Source organism: Rhizobium sophoriradicis, from assembly GCF_025200795.1.
In the GTDB taxonomy this organism is placed as follows: Bacteria; Pseudomonadota; Alphaproteobacteria; order Rhizobiales; family Rhizobiaceae; genus Rhizobium; species Rhizobium sophoriradicis.
Map to the genome: position 1 here is coordinate 640,474 of NZ_CP104152.1, position 22,778 is coordinate 663,251.

Annotated in this window: 22 protein-coding genes; 12 read left to right on the top strand and 10 right to left on the bottom strand. The window is 63.9% G+C overall.

The features are described from left to right. Positions 1 to 67: 67 nt before the first annotated feature. Positions 68 to 754: an ArsR/SmtB family transcription factor gene (locus N2597_RS03070; RefSeq protein WP_086156082.1), complete on the bottom strand. Its 687-nt coding sequence runs from the start codon at positions 752 to 754 to the stop codon at positions 68 to 70. Between the two features lie 70 nt (positions 755 to 824). Between N2597_RS03070 and N2597_RS03075 the strand changes: the two genes are divergently transcribed. From N2597_RS03075 to N2597_RS03085, 3 genes are all read left to right on the top strand, one after another. Continuing rightward, positions 825 to 1,154 carry an NIPSNAP family protein gene (locus tag N2597_RS03075; protein WP_009989779.1) on the top strand — a complete coding sequence of 110 codons (330 nt, stop codon included), beginning with the start codon at positions 825 to 827 and terminating at the stop codon, positions 1,152 to 1,154. Further along, a complete protein-coding gene (locus N2597_RS03080; protein WP_183599159.1) occupies positions 1,151 to 1,501 on the top strand; it encodes an antibiotic biosynthesis monooxygenase family protein in 351 nt (116 codons plus the stop codon). The genes N2597_RS03075 and N2597_RS03080 overlap by 4 nt, the downstream gene beginning before the upstream one ends. Before the next feature lie 373 nt (positions 1,502 to 1,874). Then, a complete protein-coding gene (locus N2597_RS03085) occupies positions 1,875 to 3,017 on the top strand; it encodes a site-specific DNA-methyltransferase (protein WP_039618319.1) in 1,143 nt (380 codons plus the stop codon). A gap of 93 nt (positions 3,018 to 3,110) precedes the next feature. On the opposite strand, the gene N2597_RS03090 is transcribed toward N2597_RS03085, so the two are convergent. From N2597_RS03090 to mutY, 3 genes are read right to left on the bottom strand one after another with little or no spacing between them, the layout of a single operon-like run. After that, positions 3,111 to 3,482, bottom strand: coding sequence for a nuclear transport factor 2 family protein (locus N2597_RS03090; RefSeq protein ID WP_038687371.1), 372 nt, complete (start codon positions 3,480 to 3,482; stop codon positions 3,111 to 3,113). A gap of 3 nt (positions 3,483 to 3,485) precedes the next feature. Then, positions 3,486 to 4,100 carry an HAD family hydrolase gene (locus tag N2597_RS03095; RefSeq protein ID WP_096762575.1) on the bottom strand — a complete coding sequence of 205 codons (615 nt, stop codon included), beginning with the start codon at positions 4,098 to 4,100 and terminating at the stop codon, positions 3,486 to 3,488. Between the two features lie 2 nt (positions 4,101 to 4,102). Next, positions 4,103 to 5,194 (bottom strand): A/G-specific adenine glycosylase, encoded by a 1,092-nt coding sequence (gene mutY / locus N2597_RS03100; RefSeq protein ID WP_086156085.1) that lies wholly within the window; start codon positions 5,192 to 5,194, stop codon positions 4,103 to 4,105. A 108-nt stretch (positions 5,195 to 5,302) separates the two neighbouring features. Here mutY and N2597_RS03105 point away from each other — a divergent pair, with 108 nt between their 5' ends. From N2597_RS03105 to N2597_RS03125, 5 genes are all read left to right on the top strand, one after another. Beyond that, entirely contained in the window at positions 5,303 to 5,800 is a 498-nt protein-coding gene (locus N2597_RS03105) for a DUF721 domain-containing protein (RefSeq protein ID WP_038692305.1), read from the top strand. Between the two features lie 552 nt (positions 5,801 to 6,352). Continuing rightward, positions 6,353 to 6,577 (top strand): type II toxin-antitoxin system RelB family antitoxin, encoded by a 225-nt coding sequence (gene relB / locus N2597_RS03110; protein WP_010038558.1) that lies wholly within the window; start codon positions 6,353 to 6,355, stop codon positions 6,575 to 6,577. A gap of 230 nt (positions 6,578 to 6,807) precedes the next feature. Then, on the top strand, positions 6,808 to 7,578 hold the full coding sequence (locus tag N2597_RS03115) for a DsbA family protein (protein WP_183599157.1): 771 nt from the start codon (positions 6,808 to 6,810) through the stop codon (positions 7,576 to 7,578). A gap of 105 nt (positions 7,579 to 7,683) precedes the next feature. Continuing rightward, a complete protein-coding gene (locus N2597_RS03120; RefSeq protein WP_183599155.1) occupies positions 7,684 to 11,145 on the top strand; it encodes a chromosome segregation SMC family protein in 3,462 nt (1,153 codons plus the stop codon). An 863-nt stretch (positions 11,146 to 12,008) separates the two neighbouring features. Then, positions 12,009 to 13,193: an IS256 family transposase gene (locus N2597_RS03125; RefSeq protein ID WP_183599153.1), complete on the top strand. Its 1,185-nt coding sequence runs from the start codon at positions 12,009 to 12,011 to the stop codon at positions 13,191 to 13,193. Positions 13,194 to 13,555: 362 nt separating this feature from the next. On the opposite strand, the gene N2597_RS03130 is transcribed toward N2597_RS03125, so the two are convergent. The 3 genes from N2597_RS03130 to N2597_RS03140 all read right to left on the bottom strand — a co-directional run bounded on the left by N2597_RS03130 (position 13,556) and on the right by N2597_RS03140 (position 15,612). Beyond that, positions 13,556 to 14,206: a glutathione S-transferase family protein gene (locus N2597_RS03130; RefSeq protein ID WP_086156087.1), complete on the bottom strand. Its 651-nt coding sequence runs from the start codon at positions 14,204 to 14,206 to the stop codon at positions 13,556 to 13,558. Positions 14,207 to 14,332: 126 nt separating this feature from the next. Beyond that, positions 14,333 to 14,866 carry an AAA family ATPase gene (locus N2597_RS03135; RefSeq protein ID WP_183599151.1) on the bottom strand — a complete coding sequence of 178 codons (534 nt, stop codon included), beginning with the start codon at positions 14,864 to 14,866 and terminating at the stop codon, positions 14,333 to 14,335. Between the two features lie 266 nt (positions 14,867 to 15,132). Then, a complete protein-coding gene (locus N2597_RS03140; protein ID WP_183599149.1) occupies positions 15,133 to 15,612 on the bottom strand; it encodes a hypothetical protein in 480 nt (159 codons plus the stop codon). Positions 15,613 to 15,809: 197 nt separating this feature from the next. Here N2597_RS03140 and ppdK point away from each other — a divergent pair, with 197 nt between their 5' ends. After that, a complete protein-coding gene (gene ppdK, locus N2597_RS03145) occupies positions 15,810 to 18,476 on the top strand; it encodes a pyruvate, phosphate dikinase (RefSeq protein ID WP_183599147.1) in 2,667 nt (888 codons plus the stop codon). 23 nt (positions 18,477 to 18,499) lie between these two features. On the opposite strand, the gene N2597_RS03150 is transcribed toward ppdK, so the two are convergent. Together N2597_RS03150 and N2597_RS03155 are read right to left on the bottom strand one after the other, a co-directional pair. Beyond that, a complete protein-coding gene (locus tag N2597_RS03150) occupies positions 18,500 to 18,775 on the bottom strand; it encodes a hypothetical protein (protein ID WP_096762569.1) in 276 nt (91 codons plus the stop codon). A 477-nt stretch (positions 18,776 to 19,252) separates the two neighbouring features. Continuing rightward, positions 19,253 to 19,450, bottom strand: a complete 198-nt coding sequence (locus tag N2597_RS03155) for a hypothetical protein (protein WP_086156433.1) — start codon at positions 19,448 to 19,450, stop codon at positions 19,253 to 19,255. 124 nt (positions 19,451 to 19,574) lie between these two features. Between N2597_RS03155 and N2597_RS03160 the strand changes: the two genes are divergently transcribed. Continuing rightward, positions 19,575 to 19,820 (top strand): hypothetical protein, encoded by a 246-nt coding sequence (locus N2597_RS03160; RefSeq protein ID WP_039618346.1) that lies wholly within the window; start codon positions 19,575 to 19,577, stop codon positions 19,818 to 19,820. 17 nt (positions 19,821 to 19,837) lie between these two features. On the opposite strand, the gene N2597_RS03165 is transcribed toward N2597_RS03160, so the two are convergent. Then, on the bottom strand, positions 19,838 to 20,227 hold the full coding sequence (locus N2597_RS03165; RefSeq protein ID WP_039618348.1) for a hypothetical protein: 390 nt from the start codon (positions 20,225 to 20,227) through the stop codon (positions 19,838 to 19,840). 615 nt (positions 20,228 to 20,842) lie between these two features. On the opposite strand from N2597_RS03165, the gene N2597_RS03170 reads away from it, so the two are divergent. Next, complete coding sequence (locus tag N2597_RS03170) at positions 20,843 to 21,748, top strand: DUF1499 domain-containing protein (protein WP_183599145.1); 906 nt, start codon at positions 20,843 to 20,845, stop codon at positions 21,746 to 21,748. A 135-nt stretch (positions 21,749 to 21,883) separates the two neighbouring features. After that, the gene (locus tag N2597_RS03175) at positions 21,884 to 22,306 is read left to right on the top strand and encodes a hypothetical protein (protein ID WP_183599143.1); all 423 of its coding nucleotides are present in this window, start codon (positions 21,884 to 21,886) and stop codon (positions 22,304 to 22,306) included. Positions 22,307 to 22,778 lie beyond the last annotated feature (472 nt).

Sequence of the window (22,778 nt, forward strand, 5' to 3'; positions counted from 1 at the left end):
GGCGCCGGACCTTGGTCTGGTCCCGTCGCCCCGGGTTGCGGAGCTACAAAAAACTTCAGGTCTATGCTTATGCATCGACCGGAAACAGCTTCAGGAACTGCCGGTCGCCTTCCGGCGAGAAGAGGATCGAGCGGCTTTCGGCGGTGCGTCTGGCCCAGCCCTTGTCGAGGAAGCTGGACAACAGCGCCTTGCCGAGGCTGCCGGCCAGATGCGCCCGTCTTTCGCTCCAGTCGAGGCAGGAGCGGCAGAGCGGTCGGCGTGACGATTTGAGGCTGCCGACATCGATGCCGATGCGCTTGAGGTCGCCTTCACCCTTTTCCGTGAGTGCCAGGCCGTCGCCGACCGCTGCGATCGAACCCGACGCAATCAGGCTGTCGAGCATGCGCACGCCGTAATCGCCGGCCAGATGATCGTAGCAGATGCGCGCCTTGCGCAGCGCCGGTTCCTTCGGTCCCGGCCGGTGGCGCAGATGCCCGCGCCCGGCGGCAAAGCCCATCATGCTTTCGATCAGCCGGGCGACGGCCTCGTCGGCCAGCGTGAAATAGCGGTGGCGCCCCTGCTTGCGCTGGGCAAGCAGGCCGCCCGCTTCGAGCTTGGCCAGATGCGTGCTCGCCGTCTGCACGGTGATGCCGCCGACCCCGGCAAGCTCGGTCGCCGTCAGCGCCCGCCCGCCGGTCAGCGCCGCCAGCATGTTGGCGCGGGCGGGATCGCCGATCAGTGCGCCGATCTGCGCAATGTCAGGACCTTCCTTCATAGTTCGATCGTAACCGAAGCATCGCCGTCAGGCAATGTGCGAAAAACGGGGAAGCAAAAAGGAGACCCCGATGATCACCTGCTTCATCCGCTACGAGATCGACCCCTTCAAGAAGGAGGCATTTGCCGAGTATGCCCGCAACTGGGGCCAGGCGATCCCTCGGAACGGCGCCGACCTGATCGGCTATTTCGGCCCGCACGAGGGTTCGGCGACGACCGCTTACGGCGTCTACAACATCGAAAACCTCGCCGCTTACGAAGCCTATCGCGCCAGGCTGGCCGCCGACCCGCTTGGCCGCGACAATTACGAATTCGCCAGGCGCGAAGGCTTTATCCGGAAGGAAGACCGCATCTTCCTCAAAAACGTCTCCGCCCCTCACGCCAAGCTGGTGCTGCCATGATCGCCGTCATCTTCGAAGTCGTGCCCTATATGGGCGAACGCCACAAATATCTCGATCTCGCCGGCGAATTGCGATCGGAGCTCGAAAAGATCGACGGCTTCATCTCGATCGAGCGTTTCGAGAGCCTGACGAACCGCGGCAAGCTGCTGTCGCTCTCCTTCTTCCGCGACGAGGAGGCCGTCAAAAAATGGCGCAACCTCGATGCTCACCGAGCCGCCCAGCAAGCCGGCCGCGGCGGCATCTTCGCCGACTATCGCCTGTGCATCGCCAGCGTCCTGCGCGATTACGGCATGTTCGAACGCGACGAGGCGCCGGCGGATAGCCGCAAGGTGCATGATGCGGCGTGATGGTGTTTCTCGCTGGTTGGGGCACGCGCAGGAGCTCCATATTAAGCGAAATTCCGGCCTGGGAGATCGGCGAGGGCGCCCCTCATCCGGCTGCCGCCACCTTCTCCCCGCGCGCGGGGCGAAGGGGATATGCCGCATCCTCTCGGTCCCTCTCCAGCGTTTCGCAGGGCACGTCCCCTCTCCCCGTCGGAACGGGGAGAGGGTTAGGGTGAGGGGCAATCATTAGTATGAACCGGACAGTGCCATCTCTGCCGACTCGGTCCGACTACTGGCGCAATAAATTCCCGAAATCAGCCACCCCTTCAGCCTTTGGTAACTAAGTTGCGTAACCATAACGGAGAGTTAAGCGTATAGCGTATGAGTGAGTATCAGAATGGCATCAGTTTTTCCGCTTGCCGACCTCAAGGCCTCCGTCAAGTCGGATTCCCGGCCGGACTCCTGGGTTGACACGATCATCAAGGGCGACTGCGTCAGCGCCCTTGAAGCCTTGCCCACCCACTCCGTCGACGTCATCTTCGCCGATCCGCCATACAATCTCCAGCTCGGCGGAACGCTGCACCGTCCCGATCAGTCGCTGGTCGATGCCGTCGATGACGAATGGGATCAGTTTGCCTCCTTCGAGGCCTATGATGCCTTCACCCGCGCCTGGCTGCTCGCCTGCCGCCGCGTCTTGAAGCCGACGGGCTCGATCTGGGTGATCGGCTCCTACCACAATATCTTCCGCGTCGGCGCGACGCTGCAGGATCTGAACTTCTGGATCCTCAACGACATCATCTGGCGCAAGACCAATCCGATGCCGAATTTCAAGGGCCGCCGTTTCCAGAACGCCCATGAGACGATGATCTGGGCAAGCCCCAATGCCAAGGCAAAGGGCTATACCTTCAATTACGATGCGATGAAGGCCGCCAATGACGACGTGCAGATGCGCTCGGACTGGCTGTTCCCGATCTGCAACGGCAATGAGCGGCTGAAGGGCGAGGACGGCAAGAAGGTGCATCCGACCCAGAAGCCGGAAGCGCTGCTCGCCCGCGTCATCATGGCCTCGACAAAGCCGGGCGATATCGTGCTCGATCCCTTCTTCGGCTCGGGCACAACGGGCGCCGTCGCCAAGCGTCTCGGCCGTCACTTCGTCGGCATCGAGCGCGAGCAGGATTATATCGATGCGGCCTCCGCCCGCATCGCCGCCGTCGAGCCGCTGGGGAAGGCGGAACTGACCGTCATGACCGGCAAGAAGGCCGAGGTGCGCGTCGCCTTCAACGTGCTCGTCGAAAGCGGCCTGATCAAACCCGGCCAGGTGCTGACCGACGCCAAACGCCGCTACAGCGCCATTGTTCGCGCCGACGGCACCGTCGCTTCAGGCGGCGAGGCCGGCTCTATTCATCGTCTCGGCGCTAAGGTGCAGGGTCTCGATGCATGCAACGGATGGACCTTCTGGCATTTCGAAGACGGGCAGTCCCTGCGCCCGATCGACGATCTCAGGTCCGTCATCCGCAGTGATCTGGCAAAGGTGGAGTGAGCAACGCCTTCGGCGGATCGAAATACCTTCTTCCGGTTTCCTCCAGTTGCGGAAGAAGGCCAAGGCGCCCGGAGTTCAAGCTCCGGGCGTCTTCTATTTTTGGAAATCCTTGTAATCGGTGACGTCGACGCGGGTGATGCGGCCTTCGGCATTGAAGGTGATCGTCTCCTCGCCCTCGCGGATCAGCGGCTTGCCGGTCTTGCTGTGGGTGGCGCGGAGCGACCAGACGGCCCGGCCGGACAGCGGCGTCAGCGTTTCAACCAGCGAATTCTCCGCCGTCTGATCGGGATAGTCGTCGAAATAGCGCCGGAAGGCGGCCATGATCTCTTCGCGGCAGGCAAGACTGCCGACGCCGTTCGAGACATAGGTCGCGTCCTGGGCGAAATAGCCCTCGATAACAGGGAAATCGAGGGCGTTGATCGCGGCGTGGAAGCGTTCGATTTCCTCGGCCGGGTCGAAAGCCATGGCTCAGACCTTCAATCCGTAGGCGGCAAGATCATTGCGTAGCTTCTCGGCGCCCGAAAACAGCACCGCGTTCCAGCCGAAGGCCTTGGCGCCTTCGACATTGGCCGGCGCATCGTCGATGAAGATCGTCGCCTTCGGATCGAGACCGAAGCTGTTCGTATGCGTTTCGTAGATCGCGATATCCGGCTTGATCAGGCCGATATCGCCGGAAACGGTGACGCCGCGCGGCAGCTTGAGGAAGGGAAAGCGCTCCTGCGCCTCGCGAAACGTGTCGGAGGCGAAATTGGTCAGCATCGTCACGTCCCGTCCGTCGGCGATCAGCCCTTCCAGGATCGCGACGCTGTCGTCATAGGCGTGCGGCACCATCTCGTGCCAATGTTTGCGGAAGGCGCGGATATGCTCTTCGCGAGCCGGATGTTCAGCAATCAGCAGCGCTTCGGCATCCGCCCAGGTGCGGCCGCGGTCCTGCTCGACGTTCCAGTCATGGGTGCAGATATTGGCGAAGAACCAGTTGCGCTCGGTTTCATCAGGAATGAGCCGGCTGAAGGGAAGATGCGGATCGTAGTGAATGAGGACTTTGCCGATGTCGAAAACAATATGCTGTATGTCGGTGGTCATGGTTATGCCCTGGATGTTTTGAACGCGAGAGGAATAGCCGCTGCGATCGCTTTTTTCATGACGGTCGGCAAGGCCTGCGCTTCAAGATTTGTAACCGGCTCCCACCATCCGTCATCCGCTTCCAGCTTCTGAACGATCGCCGCGCGCCAGATCGACAGCCTGAGCTCGAAATGGGTGAAGACATGGATGACGGTGCCGCAGGCCTGCCAGGCGGCGGCGAAGGGCGCGGCCGTGACGGAAGTCTCGCCGTCGAGGCGCGCCGTCCAGGCCGTCGTCGGCACCTCGGTCATGCCGCCGAGCAAGCCGCTTTCAGCGCGCCGCCTGAGCAGGATCTCGCCGTCGCCGGTCACCGCGATGAAGGCGGCACCCTGCCGCACAGGCTTTTCCTTCTTCGCCGTCTTGACCGGAAAGAGTTCGGGATCGCAAAGCTTCAGCGCCTGACACGATCCGCGGAACGGACAGAGCGAACAGGCCGGCCGCTTCGGCGTGCAGATCGTCGCGCCGAGATCCATCATCGCCTGGGCGAAATCGCCGGGCCGGTTCGCAGGCGTCAACAGCGTCACCTTGTCCTTCATCACAGGCTTGGCGCCCGGAAGTGGCGCCTCGATCGCATAGAGCCTGGAAATCACCCGCTCGACATTGCCGTCCATGACGGCCGCCTGCCGGTTGAATGCGATGGCGGCGACGGCGGCTGCCGTATAGTCGCCGATGCCGGGCAGCGATTTGAGACCGGTTTCGGTATCGGGAAAGACGCCGCGATGGTCCTTCGCCACCGCTTCGGCGCATTTCTTCAGGTTGCGGGCGCGGGCGTAATAGCCCAGCCCCGCCCAGGCGGCCATCACCTCGTCGTTCTCGGCGGCGGCAAGGTCGGTCACCTCAGGCCAGCGCTCGAGAAACTTGGCGAAATAGGGTTTGACCGCCTGCACCGTCGTCTGCTGCAGCATCACCTCTGACAGCCAGACGCGATAGGGATCGGGTTTGACGCCGCGTGCCGCCATGCCGGGCGACACCCGCCAGGGCAGGTCGCGGTGATGGCGGTCGTACCAGTCGAGCAGGGGCTTTGCAGAGAGGCTGTCTAGTGTCGTGATCGTCATGATTTGCCGGGATCAGGGGAAGGCCCTATACTTGGCGAAGCAATGCCGGCGGATCAAGCCGGCGATGCGAATTGCCTGCGCGATTGGCAGGGGCGTCCAAGGGTTTCGATGAGTTATCCACGCAAAGATGTAAAGCAGATTTCCGAGCTGGCGAACGGGCTGATCGATCCCGTCCTGGCGCGCCGCGCCGGCATCAACACGGCGCTGCTCGGCTCCTGGAGCGAAATCGCCGGCGAGGATTTCGCCGATTGCACCCGGCCGGAAAAGATCGCCTGGGCCCGCGGCGGCGGCGACGACGGCAGCTTCCGCCCCGGCGTGCTGACCATCGCCTGCGAAGGTGCGCGCGCGCTTTTCCTCACCCATGCCCAGGGCGAGCTCATCCAGCGCATCAACAGCTTCTTCGGCTTCGCCGCCGTCCACCAGATCCGCATCGTCCAGAAGCCGGTCTCCCAGGCCGTGCGCCGCTCCCGCACCCCGCCGCCGCTGAAGGGCGAAGCCGCCCGCAAGCTGGAAGGCATGATGGAAGGGATAGAGGGCGACAAGCTGCGCCAGGCGATCCAGCGTCTTGGCACGGCGGTGATGGGGAAGCGGGGGAGTGGGCGCTGATGAGCAAGATGCCTGAATTGGTCCGAAACGCTGAGACTGGCTGTGATCGGCGTAGGGATGCGAGCGATGAAATCACGCGTCGACAAATCCGGGAGGCTATAGACGATCCGAGCACGGATATCGATGTCGATGCGGTTTTTGAGCGATTGGAGCGATTGCACGCTGAGCGGATGAAGGCTGAGGACTCCGTCGCTTAGCCCGCGCCGCGCATTCATCAGCGGGCTATGGATCCCAGGCTCAAGGCCTGGGATGACGAGATCGAGGAGGGCGACAGGGTGGAGGCGCCAATGCTGGATGCGCTTCACCCGTCGCGGCAAGAGCGATGTGCGCGAGCGTCGCGGAACTGCTGCACATTTCCAGGCGATAAGGCGTTCGCCTCTTGCCAATCTCCTCAACCTCCGTCATCCCAGGCCTTGAGCCTGGGATCCACGCGTCAGGGCTCGGCTGCATGGCTGATCCAGCGGTCCTCGAAAACCACGGACGTCCAAGCGAAGGCCTACTGGCGATGGGAGCTTCTGAGCGCTATACCCAATAGCGGACGGGAGAAAAATCATGCTGGCCTTGCGGTTGCCACCTGATATCGAAACGCGCCTCGATGAGCTTGCCAGGCGTACGGGGCGCAGCAAAAGCTTTTATGCACGTCAAGCCATCATCGAACATCTTGACGATCTAGAGGATATCTATCTCGCCGAAAAACGCCTCGACGAGCTTCGCGAGGGCGAGAGCGATAGTGTGCCGCTGGCCGAGCTGGTCGAGTGCCATGGTATGGAGAATTGACTTTCACCGAGCAGCCGAGGGTGAGCTTGGAAACGTGGGCATGCTCCCATCGGCAACCGCCGCGATGTCTATCGCTAATCAGCAAGCCGACAGCTCGCATTTCGTCTAGCCGTCCCATCACGGTCACAATTCTTTGAAGGAAGTTGGCGAACCGTGGCTTGTGAGTGGCCGCCAGCCGTTATATCGCACAGTCACGCCGTCACTCTCATACCTATGGGGAACCCATGCAGATGTCCGAAATGCAACTGACGAAACGCCGCCTGCTCAGCGGTATCGCCATCGCCGCCGCTGCCGTAGCGCTTGTCGCCTGCAACGACAGCAAGGACGCTGCCGATGCTTCGTCCTCCGGCAAGACCATGGCCGACGGCACCAATGTCGATACCATCGAGACGGCTGCGACGTCGGCGACCGACATGCCTCAGTCCGACGGCGATGTCGACATGGCCGAGGTGCTGAAACCCGGCGCGCTGCCGGAGATGGCGCTGGGCAAGGCCGACGCCCCGGTCAAGATCGTCGAATATATGTCGATGACCTGCCCGCATTGCGCCCATTTCCACAACACCACCTTCGACACGATCAAGCAGAAATACATCGATACCGGCAAGGTTCAGTTCATCATCCGCGAATTCCCCTTCGATCCGCGCGCCGCCGCCGCCTTCATGCTCGCCCGCTGCAGCGCCGCCAATCCGGGGCAGATGAGCACGCCGGAGCAGTATTTCCCGATGGTTTCGATGCTGTTCAAGCAGCAGCAGGTCTGGGCCGCCGCCGATGATGGCCGCGCCGCATTGCTGCAGATGTCGAAGCTCGCCGGATTTACTGAGGATAGCTTCACGAAATGCTTGACGAACCAGAAGCTTCTGGATGAAGTGAACGCCACGCGGGAAAGGGGATCCAAGGATTTCGGCGTCGACGCCACGCCAACCTTCCTCATCAATGGCAAGCGCTATTCTGGAGACATGCCGGTTGACACCATGTCGAAGCTCATCGACAGCCTCATCTGAACCGGACCGTTTGACGAAGACGGGCGACGGCGAAAGCCGTGCGCCCGTTTTTTCTTTTCAGCGCAGTTTGCGGATGAGGGGGCTTCCTGCCGTGGATTTTTCCGCATGAAGTTCAACAAGCTGCGCCTGGTCGGCTTCAAATCCTTCGTCGAGCCGACGGAATTCATCATTGAGCGGGGGCTGACCGGCGTCGTCGGCCCGAACGGCTGCGGCAAGTCGAACCTCGTCGAGGCGCTGCGCTGGGTGATGGGCGAGAATTCCTACAAGAACATGCGCGCCTCCGGCATGGACGACGTGATCTTTTCCGGTTCCGGCAACCGCCCGGCCCGCAACACCGCCGAAGTGGCGCTCTATCTCGACAATGGCGAGCGCACCGCGCCCGCCGCCTTCAACGATGCCGACGAGATCCAGGTCACCCGCCGCATCGAGCGCGAACAGGGCTCGCTCTATCGCATCAACGGCAAGGAAAGCCGCGCCAAGGACGTGCAGCTGCTGTTTGCCGACGCCTCCACCGGCGCCCGATCGCCCTCGATGGTCGGCCAGGGGCGCATCGGCGAGCTGATCCAGGCAAAGCCGCAGGCCCGCCGCCAGCTCCTGGAAGAGGCGGCCGGCATATCGGGCCTGCATTCGCGCCGCCACGAGGCCGAACTGCGCCTGCGCGCCGCCGAAACCAATCTCGAACGTCTCGACGACGTCACCTCGCAGCTCGAAAGCCAGATCGAGAGCCTGAAGCGCCAGGCCCGCCAGGCGAACCGCTTCAAGACACTGTCGGCCGATATCCGCGGCCGCGAGGCGATGCTGCTGCATATTCGCTGGGTGCAGGCGAAGGAGGCCGAAGCCGAGGCCGACAGCGCCCTCAACCAGGCAACCGTCATCGTCGCCGAAAAGGCGCAGATGCAGATGGAGGCGGCGAAGAACCAGGGCATCGCCAGCCTGAAGCTGCCGGAACTGCGCGAGGGCGAGGCGCGCGCCGCCGCCGCGCTGCAGCGTCTGCAGATCGCCCGCAGCCAGCTGGAGGAGGATGCCGGCCGCATTCTGCGCCGCCGCGACGAGCTGACCCGCCGTCTTGCCCAGCTCGCCGAAGACATCCGCCGCGAGGAGCGGCTGGTCGCCGACAATGCCGTCATTCTCGCCAAACTCGACGCCGAAGAGGCCGAGATATCGGAAATTCTCGCCGATTCCGGCCGCTATGCCGAGGAAACCCGCCAGGCCTTCGAGGGCGCGGCGGCAAAGCTTGCCGACAGCGAACGCGTCTTCACCCAGCTGACCGCCGAGCGCGCCGAGGCCGCGGCCGGCCGCAATCAGCTGGAGCGCGCCATCCGCGATCTCGCCGACCGCCGCATGCGTCTCGAACGGCAGATGAACGAAGCAAACCAGGAACTTGCGGCCATCGGCGAGAAGATTGCCGGCCTGCCCGATCCCGAGGAGAAGCGCGCCATCGTCGAAGCCGGCGAAATCGCGCTCGCCGATGCCGAAGCCGCCGTCCAGGGGGTCGAGCTGGCGCTGGCCGCCGCCCGCCAGACCGAAGCGCTGTCTCGCGCCCCGGTCGAGCAGGCTCGCTCTGGCCTCAATGCCATCGAAACCGAGGCCCGCACCATTTCCCGCATGCTCGCCGCCGGTGCGGCCGCCGGCAAGTTTCCGCCGGTCGCCGACGAGCTGAAGGTCGATCGCGGCTTCGAAACCGCGCTGGGGGCTGCGCTCGGCGACGATCTGGAATCGCCGCTCGATGCCGAAGCGCCGGCCCATTGGTCGGAGAATGGCGATGGCGCCGGCGATCCCGCGCTTCCCGCAGGCGCCACACCGCTGCTGACCCATGTCCGCGCCCCCGCCGCGCTCACCCGCCGCTTGCGCCAGATCGGCCTGGTCGACGAGGCCGAAGCGCAAGCGCTGATGGCGGCGCTGAAGCCTGGCCAGCGGCTGGTGACGAGAGAAGGCGCCGTCTATCGCTGGGATGGCCATGTCGCCGGCGCCGACGCTCCGAGCGCTGCCGCCCTGCGCCTTGCTCAGAAAAACCGCCTGGCCGAGCTCGAGGGCGAAGCGGCGATCGCCCGCGACGTGCTCAATGAGGCCGAGGAACGGCAGGCGGCGGCCGCCGAGGCGATCCGGGTGGAAGAACGCAAGCTCACTGAGGCGCGCGACATGAGCCGGCTGTCGGCGCGTCATCTGGCCGAGGCGCGCGATGCGCTGGCCGCGGCCGAGCGTGCCTCCGGCGATCTGATCCGCCGCCGCGATGTCGTCAGCGAGGCTGCCAGCCAGCTCGGCGCGCAGCTGGAGGAGATCGGCATCCAGGAGGAAAATGCCCGCATCGAGCTGGAGGATGCGCCCGATCTGACCGAGATCGACGAACGGCTGCGCTTCCAGCAGGCGGAGGTGGCGACCGATCGCGGCGCGCTCGCCGAAGCCCGCGCCCGCCATGAAAGCCTGGCGAGGGAAAACGAAGCCCGCCAGCGCCGCATCATGGCGATCGCCCAGGAGCGCGAGACCTGGCGCCAGCGGGCGGCAAGCGGCGAGGATCATGTCGCGACACTGCGCGAGCGCGAGGAGGAGGCGCGCGAAGAGGCGGCCGATCTGGAAATGGCCCCTGATGAATTCGACGACAAGCGCCGGGCGCTGCTCAGCGAATTGCAGAAGGCCGAAGAGGCGCGCCGCAATGCCGGCGATCTGCTGGCAGAGGCCGAACGCATCCAGCGCGAGGCCGACCACAAGGCGGCGACCGCGCTGTCGGAACTTGCCGAATGCCGCGAACGCCGCGGCCGCGCCGAGGAGCGCCTGGTTTCGGCCCGCGAAAAGCGTGGGGAAAGCGAAAGCCGCATCCGCGAGGTGTTGAACGTGCCGCCGCACGAGGCGCTGCGGCTCACAGGCCTGCAGCCGATGCAGGCGCTGCCCGATCCGCGCGAGGTCGAGCGCGATCTCGAGCGGCTGAAGATCGAGCGCGAGCGGCTCGGCGCCGTCAACCTGCGCGCCGACGAGGAACAGAAGGAGCTGAGCGAGAAGCTCGAAGCGCTGATCAAGGAGCGCGACGACGTCATCGATGCGATCCGCAAGCTGCGCGGCGCCATCCAGAGCTTGAACCGCGAAGGCCGCGAGAGGCTGATCGCCGCCTTCGACATCGTCAACGGCCAGTTCCAGCGGCTGTTCACCCATCTCTTCGGCGGCGGCACCGCCGAACTGCAGCTGATCGAATCCGACGATCCACTGGAGGCCGGCCTCGAAATCCTGGCGCGCCCCCCCGGCAAGAAGCCGCAGACCATGACGCTGCTCTCAGGCGGCGAGCAGGCGCTGACGGCAATGGCGCTGATCTTCGCCGTCTTCCTCACCAATCCGGCGCCGATCTGCGTGCTCGACGAGGTGGACGCGCCGCTCGACGACCACAATGTCGAGCGCTACTGCAACCTGATGGACGAAATGGCGGCCTCCACCGAAACCCGCTTCGTCATCATCACCCACAATCCGATCACCATGGCCCGCATGAACCGCCTCTTCGGCGTCACCATGGCCGAACAGGGCGTCTCCACCCTCGTCTCCGTCGACCTGCAGACCGCCGAGCGCCTGCGCGAGATCGCCTGAGGTTTGCGTGGCGGCTTTGGATCCCAGGCTCAAGGCCTGGGATGATGGAGGAGAGGTGGTGCCTGGATGGCGGAGGAGAGGTGTTGCCGGGGCGACGGAGGAGAAATGGTACCGACTTGACCGGGGAGGGTGGGGAGGCAAATAGGGCGCGCCGGCGCGATGAAGCTAAGGCAGGCGCGGCGAGGCAAACAGCCATCGCCGGTGCGTCTGGCGAGAACGCCAACCACACTCTCCGTCATCCCAGGGCTTGACCCTGGGATCCACGACCAAGCACGCGGACTTCCATTTCTCTGCGGTGGAACGCCACCGCCGTTCGCCCAATGCCAGCCGCATGGATCCCAGGGTCAAGCCCTGGGATGACGGAGGAGAGGTGGTGCCCGGATGGCGGCGGAGAGGTGGTGCCCGGGTTGGCGCAGGAGAAGTAGTGCCGGGCTGACGGTGCAAGGGTGGCTGGGTTGGCGGTGGAGAAGGTTAGTGCTTAACTTGCGGTGGAGAGGAGGTATCGGTGGACGGAGCAGAGGTGGTGCCGGGACCATAAGCTGCGCCGGACGCAATGAAGCGAGCCGCGAGCGCGGCGAGGCAAACAGCATCGCCGGTGCGTCTGGCGAGAACGCCAACCACACTCTCCGTCATCCCAGGGCTTGACCCTGGGATCCACGACCAAGCACGCGGACTTCTAATTGCTCTGCAGTGGGGCGCCTTCGCGGTCCACCTAGTGCCAGCCGCATGGATCCCAGGGTCAAGCCCTGGGATGACGGAGGAGAGGGTAGTGTGCGGAAGGTTCTGCAAAATTCGCTGAGAAGGGCGGCCATGGCAGGCTGGTGATGTTCAACGTCACCTGATTCCCTGGAAGGAACGCCACCATGACCAAGATTGAAGATAAGACTGCCGTTGGCGCCGTCAAAGATATTTTGCTTTCAAACCCCGACGGGCTGCACGAGGTGATCCGTGCTGTCATGCAGGAGGTCCTTGAAGCCGAGATGGACGAGGCTTTGGGAGCTGCGAAAGGCGAACGCACGCCCGAGCGGCTCGGCTACCGCTCCGGCCACTACGGTCGCACGCTGATGACGCGGGTCGGCAAGTTGGAGCTCCGGGTGCCGCAGGACCGCTCCGGGCACTTCTCCACCGAACTGTTCGAGCGCTACCAGCGCTCGGAGCGGGCGCTGGTGGCGACGCTGTATGTGCAGGGAGTGTCGACGCGCAAGGTCAAGGCGATCACCGAGGAACTGTGCGGTCATTCCTTCTCGGCGTCATCGATCTCAGCAATCAACAAGCGCCTGGACGAAAGCCTGAAGGCCTTTGCCTGCCGCCCGCTTCAAGAGCCCTTTCCCTATCTCATTCTCGACGCTCGCTATGAGAAGGTCAGAGAGGCCGGCGTCGTCAGGAGCCAGGCGGTGCTGATCGCCGTCGGCATCGATTGGGATGGCCGGCGGCAGATCCTCTCCGTCGAGATGGCCGGCCGCGAGAGCCGGTCGGCCTGGAAGGACTTCCTGCTGGGGCTGAAAGCCCGCGGCCTCAAGGGTATCGAGTTCGTCGTCTCTGACGATCATGCCGGTCTCGTCGCGGCGATCGGCGAAGTCATTCCGGAAGCCGCCTGGCAGCGCTGCTACGTGCACTTCCTGCGCAATGCGCTCGACCACCTGCCGCGCAAGCACGGCGACGATTGCCTGCAGGAACTGCGATGGATCTACGACCGGCGTGACATCGACGAGGCGAAGGCCGATCTTGCCGCCTGGCTGGGCAAATGGTCCGGCAAATATCCGCGCCTCACCGGCTGGGTCGAGGAGGCCATCGAGCAGACGTTCACCTTCTTCCGCCTGCCGCGCACTCACCACAAGCATCTCAAGAGCACCAACATGCTCGAGCGCCTCAACGAGGAGATCAGGCGCAGAACCTATGTCGTGCGCATCTTTCCCAACACCGACAGCTGCTTGCGCCTAGTCCGGGCACTAGCCGTCGAAACCCAAAACTGGATGGAGGCCAACCGCTACATCAACATGGACGACCTCAGAGAGCACAAGAAACTCGCTCTCCGCAATGCCGCATGACCAGTCTCATGACTGCCCCATTTTGCTGAACTTGACGCACACAACCGAGGAGAGGTGGTGCCCGGATGACGGCGGAGAGGTGGTGCCTGGGTGGCGGAGGAGAGAGGTACCAGACTGACGGCGGAGGTGGTGCTCCGCTCGACCGAGGAGAGAATATCCGAGTGGACGGAGCAGAGGTGGTGCCAGGAGACACGAGCCGCGCCGGGCGCGATCAACCGAGCGCGGAGCCGCAAGCTGCATCGCCGGTGCGTCTGGCGGCAAAGCCAACCACACTCTCAGTCATCCCAGGGCTTGACCCTGGGATCCACAACCAAGCCACTCGGCTACCGTGGGACTGTTCACCGACCCGGCATGCCCCCCGATCACCCACTCGATGCCGCCTGGAAGACCGCCAGCTGTGCGGCGAAGGCGCGTTGGTAGGCCGGGCGGGCTTCGGCGCGGGCGACATAGGCGGCGAGGTTCGGGTATTCATCCAGGATGTTGGATGATTTCAGCCGCAGCAGCACCGTGACCATCAAGAGGTCGCCGGCGCTGAAGGCGCCATCGAGCCAGTCGGCATCGCCGAGGCGGGCGGAAAGGCTGTCCAGCCGCTTGCGGATGCTCTCCTCGAGTGCGCGCAGGCGCTGCTCGTACCAGGGCTGGTCACGTTCGAGGATTCTGGCGAGGCTGTGATCGAAGACCGGCGGCTCCACGGTGTTGAGCGCGGCAAACATCCATGAAATCGCCCGCGCCCGGGCATTGGTTTCGTCCGGCAGCAGGCCGCCGTGACGCTCGGCGATATGCAGGACGATCGCGCCGGACTCGAACAGGGTGAGATCGCCTTCCTCATAGGTCGGGATCTGCCCGAAAGGCTGCAGCGCCAGATGCGCCGGCTCCGTCATCGCCTTGAAGGAGACGAGACGAACCTCGTAAGGCTGCCCCACTTCCTCGAGCGCCCAGCGAACCCGCATGTCGCGCGCCAGGCCGCGGCCGCGGTCGGGCGAACGTTCAAAGGCGGTAATGGTAATCGTCATCGCTTCCTCCATCGCTGTCCGTCCTGAAGACGTCCGGCCGGACGGGATTCCGACATCTATATTCGGGATAATCCTTGCCGCGGCTCCGCAGAGGGCACAAGGGATCCGCCCTGCCGGCGCCGCGCGTCAGCCTTCTGTCTCGCCGCATTTCGAGAGGATCTCGTCGACGATGACGGCGAGCGGCGCTGTGGCGTCGATGCGCTGCGCATGCTTCGGGACATCCTCGTTCGTCGCATGCAATCGCATGATCAGCGCCCGTTCGGCCGGTCGTCCGCCGTACTCGTCTTCGGGCCTTGCGGCAAGCCGCCGCTTCAGCGTGTCGAGATCGACATCGAGCTCGAAGACGGCGTCGAACCAATCGACGAAACGGGGAAGATTGCGACAGCCACCGCAGAAGAAGGAGATGAGGCTGCGCCGATCGACGATCATGGCTCTGACCTTCCCGACATCCCAGATGTGATGCGCGTGCACCCATGCGCTGCGGTCCGCCACGCGCTCGTCGGCAGGCCCGTCCACCGGTTTCCCGGTCGTCGGATCGCCGCAATAGGCAAGCTCCCGGTCGCCATGGACGACATGGTAACCGCGCCGCTGCAGCTCTTCGGCCACCGCAGTCTTTCCGGCGCCGGAAACGCCTTCGATCAGATAGTTTCTGACGCCCATTTCGTTGATCTCTGAAACAGCCGTCCTCATGCAACGGCGCGATTGACTTAACATGGTTGCCGCCGCTCCGAAACGGCCGGCAGCGCCGGCCGGCACCGGCGGCATCCTGCTCAGGCCGAGATGAAGCCACCCCGATAAAAAGGGAGGCGGCCAACCTTCGTCTCCCCTCAAGCGGCGGAAGATGCAGATCGCCGCCCGTGGCGTGACTCCAGGTCGAAGGCCTGCGACGACCGAGAGTGGGCCAATTCCGTCGCCGTCTATCGAAATCAAGAGGACATCTCTGGTCGGGCCGCATCCGCCGACCGGTAACAAGGATTAGCCCGGCCTTGAGGGCCTCGAGCCAACAAATCGCGCGCATTTTTCGCGCTTTCGGCGATAAACACCAAAAAAGGTCGGCTGTCTTGCGCCCCGTACCCCATTTGGGTGATGCTCTTTTCGCTGACTTGCATTAGAAGTTGTTTCAACGCAACCTGATTACTTCGCTGAAAATGGCGGGCGCTCAGCGTTGCGGATGTCGAAATTTGCGATGCGCTTTCCGGGTAGAGGGCAAGAATCCGGGGAGCTGTTTTGAGCAATGACGGGGGCGTAAGGCGGCTTTCCAAGCATTGCGGAAAACAAGGATCGGAGCGGTTCCAGGAACCGTTCCGGGTTGCGGGACCCCCCGTCCGGTTTTCCTGGCCGGACGGAAACAAGGCTTTGCGGGGCAATGTTGCAGCCCCGCAAAGCTTTTTTTGTGCCTTCTTCATTTCCTTCTCATCGTCTCGACCGCTGACGGCGTGCAAGATTTATTGTGCAACGCAACATTTTGCCGCATTTGTCGATTTTCATTTGAACTCCAAGGGATTAAGCTAGTCCCTAAGTTTGTTGACGGATGTCGCCTTTTACTCGGCGTTGTCGGCAGTCTGAGGGATCACGCTGATCCCTCCGTGGTGTTGGGGGGAAGATGACCAAGTGGGTCTATAGGTTCGGCGACGGACAGGCTGAGGGCGGCGCGCGCGATCACGAAATTCTGGGCGGCAAGGGCGCCAATCTCGCCGAAATGTGCGCGCTCGGTCTGCCGGTTCCACCGGGGCTGACGATCGTCAGCCGGGCCTGCGAGACCTATTACAAGAATGGCGGCCATATCGAGGACGGGCTGAAGGCCGAAATTCGCGCCGGCATAGCGGCGATCGAGGCGATCACCGGCCGGCATTTCGGCTCGGTCAGTCAGCCGCTGCTGCTTTCGGTGCGCTCCGGCGCCCGCGTCTCCATGCCGGGCATGATGGACACCGTGCTCAATCTCGGCCTCAACGACGAGACCGTGCAGGCGCTCGGCCACGATGCCGGCGACGCGCGTTTTGCCTGGGACAGCTACCGCCGCTTCATCCAGATGTATGCCGATGTCGTCATGGGCCTCGGCAACGACGCCTTCGAGGAAATCCTCGAAGACGAGAAGGCGAGGCTCGGCCATGAATTCGATACCGAGATCAGCGCCACCGAATGGCAGCACATCGTCTCCCTCTACAAGCGGCTGATCGAGGAGGAGCTGGAGCAGCACTTCCCGCAGGATCCGGAGGTTCAGCTCTGGGGCGCGGTCGGCGCGGTCTTTTCCAGCTGGAAGAGCGCGCGCGCCGTCACCTACCGCCAGCTCCACAATATTCCCGACGGCTGGGGTACGGCCGTCAACATCCAGGCGATGGTCTTCGGCAATCTCGGCAATGCGTCTGCGACCGGCGTCGCCTTCACCCGCAATCCCTCGACCGGCGAAAAGGCGCTTTACGGCGAATTCCTCGTCAATGCGCAGGGCGAGGATGTCGTTGCCGGCATCCGCACGCCGCAGAGCATCACCGAGGAGGGGCGGATTTCCTCCGGCTCGGAAAAACCCTCGATGGAAAAGCTGATGCCGGAGGCCTTCCACGAACTCAGCCGCATCTGTTCCGAGCTCGAAGTCCATTACCGCGACATGCAGGATATCGAATTCACCATCGAGCGCGGCAAGTTGTGGATGCTGCAGACCCGCGCCGGCAAGCGCTCGACCCGGGCGGCGATGAAGATCGCCGTCGACATGGTCGATGAAGGCGTGATCACCGAGGAGGAGGCGGTGCTGCGCATCGAACCCTCGAGCCTCGACCAGCTCCTGCATCCGACGATCGATCCGCGTGTCACCCGCCAGGTCATCGGCACCGGCCTGCCGGCCTCGCCGGGGGCTGCGACCGGCGCCATCGTTTTCACCGCCGAAGAGGCGGTCGAGGCAGAGGCCGAGGGCCGCAAGGTGATCTTGCTGCGGGTCGAGACCAGCCCGGAAGACATTCACGGCATGCATGCCGCCGAAGGCATCCTGACGACCCGCGGCGGCATGACCAGCCATGCGGCGGTCGTCGCCCGCGGCATGGGCACGCCCTGCGTCGTCGGCGCCGGCACCATGCGCATCGATCAGCGCAACGAGCGGCTGCTCGGCATCGGCGTCACCCTGAAGAAGGGCGACATCATCACCATCGACGGCTCGGCCGGCCAGGTGCTGAAGGGCGAGGTGCCGATGATCCAGCCGGAACTATCCGGCGATTTCGGCCGCATCATGGGCTGGGCCGACCGCGCCCGCCGCATGACGGTGCGCACCAATGCCGATACGCCGGCCGATGCGATGGCCGCCCGCTCCTTCGGCGCCGAGGGCATCGGCCTTTGCCGCACCGAGCACATGTTCTTCGAGGGCGAGCGCATCCATGTCATGCGCGAGATGATCCTGGCCGAAAACGAGAAGGGCAGGCGGCTGGCGCTCGACAAGCTCCTGCCGATGCAGCGCTCGGATTTCACCGGCCTCTTCACCGTCATGCACGGCCTGCCGGTGACGATCCGCCTGCTCGACCCGCCGCTGCACGAATTCCTGCCGAAGACCGATGACGAGGTGGCCGAAGTTGCCTTCGCCATGGGCATGGAGCCACTCGCATTGCGCCAGCGCGTCGATGCACTGCACGAGTTCAACCCGATGCTCGGCCATCGCGGCTGCCGGCTGGCGATCTCCTATCCCGAAATCGTCGAAATGCAGGCCCGCGCCATCTTCGAGGCGGCGGTGGCCGCAGCCCATGAGACGGGCGCTGCCGTCGTGCCCGAGATCATGGTGCCGCTGGTCGGCCTGCGCTCGGAGCTCGATTACGTCAAGGCGCGCATCGATGCCGTCGCCGGCGACGTCATGCGCGAGGCCGGCATGAAGATCGATTATCTCGTCGGCACGATGATCGAGCTGCCGCGCGCAGCCTTGCGCGCCCACGTGATCGCCGAAGCCGCCGAATTCTTCTCCTTCGGCACCAACGACCTGACGCAGACGACGTTCGGCATCTCGCGCGATGACGCCTCCGCCTTCATCCCCACCTATCAGCGCAAGGGCATCATCGAGCACGACCCGTTCATCTCGCTCGATTTCGACGGGGTCGGCGAATTGATCAGCATCGCCGCCGAACGCGGCCGGCGCACCCGCAACGACATGAAGCTCGGCATCTGCGGCGAACATGGCGGCGACCCGGCCTCGATCCGCTTCTGCGAGACGATCGGCCTCGATTATGTCTCCTGCTCGCCGTTCCGCGTGCCGATCGCGAGGCTCGCGGCGGCGCAGGCGGTGATTTCAGCGGCGAGGTAAAGAGCCGTCGGCGGCTGCGGCGGTCAGTAACGATACCGCCAGCGATCGCGGTAGACATAGGGCCCGTTCAGATCCCAGGCCATGCGGTTCATCATCTCGGCACTTTGCGCCCGTGATTCAGCCCGCCGGTCGAGATCGATGCGCTGCAGGCAGGTGGCAAAACCATCCGAGCCGCGGCGGAAGCCATAACTCAGGCACTGCCGCTCATCCGCCGCCCGCCGCTCCTCCGGCGTCATCGTCTGGCAGGCGGACAGGCCGGCGGCCAGGGTGGCAATCGTGATGAGGGGAGCGATGCGCATCGGGGCTATTCCTTGCTTTTCCCTGAGGAAATGCCATTCGGCTGCGGGCGTCAAGCTGTAGGCGCGGGGCGTGCCCCTGGTTTCGCTGGCGGATGGCTGACAGGGATGCCTGTGAATGGGTCTCCTGCCCACCCCACCCATCGGCAGCAGTCGCATGGATCCCAGGGTCAAGCCCTGGGATGACGGAGAGTGTGGTTGGCGTTTCGCCTAACGCGCCAAAGTAGGGAGGCTCCGCACAAGAACGAGCGAGTGTCCGCCCCGCGCTCCGTCACGCTCGGCCCGCGCCGCCAGAGTAGGGGAGACTCCGCACAGAGGAAGCGTGTGCCCACCTCACCCTCCGTCATGCTCGGCCCTGAGCCGAGCATCCACGCCGCATCCATCAGCGGCAGTGGCATGGATCCCAGGCTCAAGGCCTGGGATGACGGAGAGTGTGGTGGGCGGTGTTCGCCAAATGCGCTGCCAGAGGGAGAAGGGAGGCTAAGCCGCCCCAGCCGGATCGCCGATCGGCAGCAGGGCCGGGTCGAGCGGCGGATCCTGCGGGTTCTTCGTATCGGACGGGTCCTGCGCCGGCGTCAGCGGCGGCTTCTGCTGCGTGGGGTCGGGAATGCCGGGTGTCGGCGTCGGGCCGCGCGGCGTGTCGGTCGTCGGTGTCGGGATCGGATCTCTGTTCGGCATGATCGCCTCCTTTTCCAAAATGGGAACGGCATGCCGGATAGATGGTTCCACTTTCGCTGCCCACCTTGCTAGGCATGAAGGGCATTCCTCTGTATGAGGAAGCCTCTCAAGCATGGAAACCAGCATGGCCATTCGCGATCGATTTTCGAAGAAACTGAGCTGCCCGCAATGCGGCAACACAGGCTTTGCCGAGGCCTCGGAGATCGACGATGCCAAGCGCAAGCATCCGGATTTCAAGGTCGATCAGCTGCCGCGCGGTTTTGGCGTGCAGCGCGCTTCCAACCACCAGGAAAGCTTCATGCTGAAATGCGAATGCGGCCGCAAGTTTCCCTTCCGCAGCCTGGCGGAGGCCGCGGCCGAGCGGCGGTAGGTCATCATTTCGAGGCTTCAGATCCGCTCCAGCACTTCGACGAAGGCATCGGCGAAGCGCACCAGATGCGCGGTCTCCGCGTCGGGCGCCTGCATGCGGATTTCGGTGCCGGCATAATCGAGCAGCGCCAGCACGACGCGCATCTCGCTTTCGCCATCGGGAATGCGCAGCACCGCGATGCGCCGGCAATCGGCGACAAGGCCTGCGGCCGGCAGGTCGAACAGAAGCTCGCCGCCCGCCCGGCCTGCCGCCTGGCGCACCGCCTCGCAGAAACCGGCATCGCCGTCGGCATAACCTTCGAGCGAAAGTTCGAGCTCGACGAGCTCCATCGGCAGCATCGGTTCGCTGTGGTCGATCCCGCCAAGCGCAGACGCCTGCGGCCTTGCTGCTATCTCGGGTGAAATCATCCCGCCTCTCCTTGCCTTTAAATCAGGAGATGAAACCGCGGCAGAATGACCTGTTTTCGACATATCAGCAAGGGCTGATCAATCGGGCCGGCCATCGGCTCGACCATGTCAGGAGAATTCCATCGGATATTCCGAGACAACAGTTTCAATTCAGCCGAATCTTGCCCAGATCCGGATCATTTTAGGCCGGGCTGGCCGAAAATCTGAATCCGGATCTAGAGCCTTTCCTGGTTAGATTGAAGCATTCTGTTGGCTCAAACGGAGTCGGATGGTCGACCGGCCGGCGCGCGTCGTAGCCCAGTTCTACGGCCAAGCCGGCCGGTCGATCAGCCGGCCCGTTTCAGCCAACCTGAAAGGCCGGGCATGTTTCCGCCAGGATCAGAGGCGATCGGCTCGGACGTACCAAGGGGTATGCCCATCGCCAATCGCCTCTGCCCTGACGAAAACCTGCTCCGGCAGAATGCTTCAATCTAACCAGGAAAGGCTCTTAATCAAAGAAATAGAGCATGATGTCGTCCGAAAACCGCTTCACACTTTTCGGCATCATGCTCTAAACAGGGATATGGCGATTTGCGTGGTTGAGGGCGCGGCGCTGACGAGCAACCGGTAAGTTTGATGGCCATCCGTTACGACCGTCCCGTTTCCAGCGCCGCCCGCGTTTCGCGGCTGCTCGGGGCGTTTTCCCTGGTTCTGGCGCTGGCGGTGCTGATCGCCCATCGCTTCGGCGGGCTTGCCACCCCCTATCTCGTGCTGCTGCTGTTCACCGCCGCCGGCTTCGCGCTGCTCGCCGCGCTGCTGGCCGCCGTCGGCCTGCGCAGCCTCTGGATGACGGGGGCCGAAGGCGGGCTGGCCGCGCTCGCCGCGCTGATCTATACCGCCTTTCCGCTCGGCATCGGCGCCTTTGCCGCCGAGCGTTACATGACGCTGCCCGCGATCTACGACGTCTCCACCGATCCGATCTCGGCCCCGGACTGGCTGTCGACCCCGAAGGCCGATCAGATCTGGCTGAAGCGCAACCTCGTGACACCGGAGGACCGCGAAAAGCAGCTGGCCGCCTATCCCGAGCTGACCGGCCGGCGTTATGAAGGCGCGCTCGACCGCGTGCTGGAGGCGGTGCGCAAGGTCGCCAAGCAGAGCGGCTTTACCATCGTCAGGAGCACCGGCACGACAGAGCCGGACCGCGACCCGGAAGACGGACCGGCACAACCGGCAGCCGGCGACGAGGCCGTCGCCGATGCGCCCGGCATCATCCCCGTGCCGACGCCGCGCCCCTATGACGACGACGTCGCCAAGCTGATCCGCGGCGCCAACGGCGTCATGCTGCAGGCGACCAACCGCACGCTGATCCTCGGCCTGCGCTTCGATATCCTCATCCGCCTGCGCGAAGAGGCCGAAACCACCTTCGTCGACATCCGCGTCGCCTCCCGCTACGGCCAACACGACCTCGGCTTCAGCGCCGCAATCGCCGGCGATTATCTGAAGGCGCTGGACGCCGAACTGCTGGGGCTTGCGGGTGGGTGAGCCGCGGTGCCGCCAGAGGCGGCAGCAATCGATCCAGTGAATCGATTGCAGCGGCGAACGCCCTGAGCCCAAAGCGAAGGGCCGGGAGAGGGTGCGGCAGGTTCGACATTCTTATACCGCACCAAAGGAGCTGTCATGGGAAGCAAGGGCGATTTTCTGACTGTGTCTGACCAGGACACACTTGATGAAGCCGGTTTCGTCAAGACGCGCTCAGGTAAGATCTATCTAAAATTTGTCGGCGGCTGCCACTTTTTAGACTTCCCCATAGGAACGGTCTTTTCTCTTCATGTCCCGAATGACTTTTTGGAGTTTGATCGGGTTGTTAAATGTGTACTGCAGATCCGGCCCGACGTTAAAAATTCAGTCATCCATACATTTGCCGTTAGAAAGAAGGGAGGTGTGAGTGTCGCTGCAGAGAAAAGGCCGGACGATCTTTATATCTATGTTCCTGAGCAATGTGAGATCGATGTTCAGCTATTGAGCAGTGTGACAATCTCAATTCTCTCCATGGAATACGCGACTGAGCCTCACCCCTTGAACAAGCTCTATGTTGGTTGACCAGGCGACAGGCCTCTCATCTCTCCGAACGCTCAGTGGCATCGGCTGTGGCTGCGGTGGCCAGCCCCGTCCTTCGAGGCTGCGCCCTGCGGGCTACGCACCTCCAGGATGAGGATGGAGAGGGCGCGCCGTGCCGGCCCCCCTCTGCCCTGCCGGGCATCTCCCCCACAGGTGGGGAGATCACAAGTGGCTCAAACTTCGCACTTCGCACCCCTCTACCGTCCCGGCGCGCTGCAACGTCGGTTGTTTGGGGAAGCCAGCGCTCCCAGCCAATCTCCCCACCTGTGGGGGAGATGCCCGGCAGGGCAGAGGGGGGCGGCCACGGCACACCGCAAAGAGGCTGGCAGGCGAAAGGCACAACGACCAGCCCTCATCCTGAGGTGCCCCGCAAGGGGCCTCGAAGGACGAGGGTGGGTGGCTGCGGTGGCCAGCCCCGTCCTTCGAGGCTTCGCCCTGTGGGCTACGCACCTCA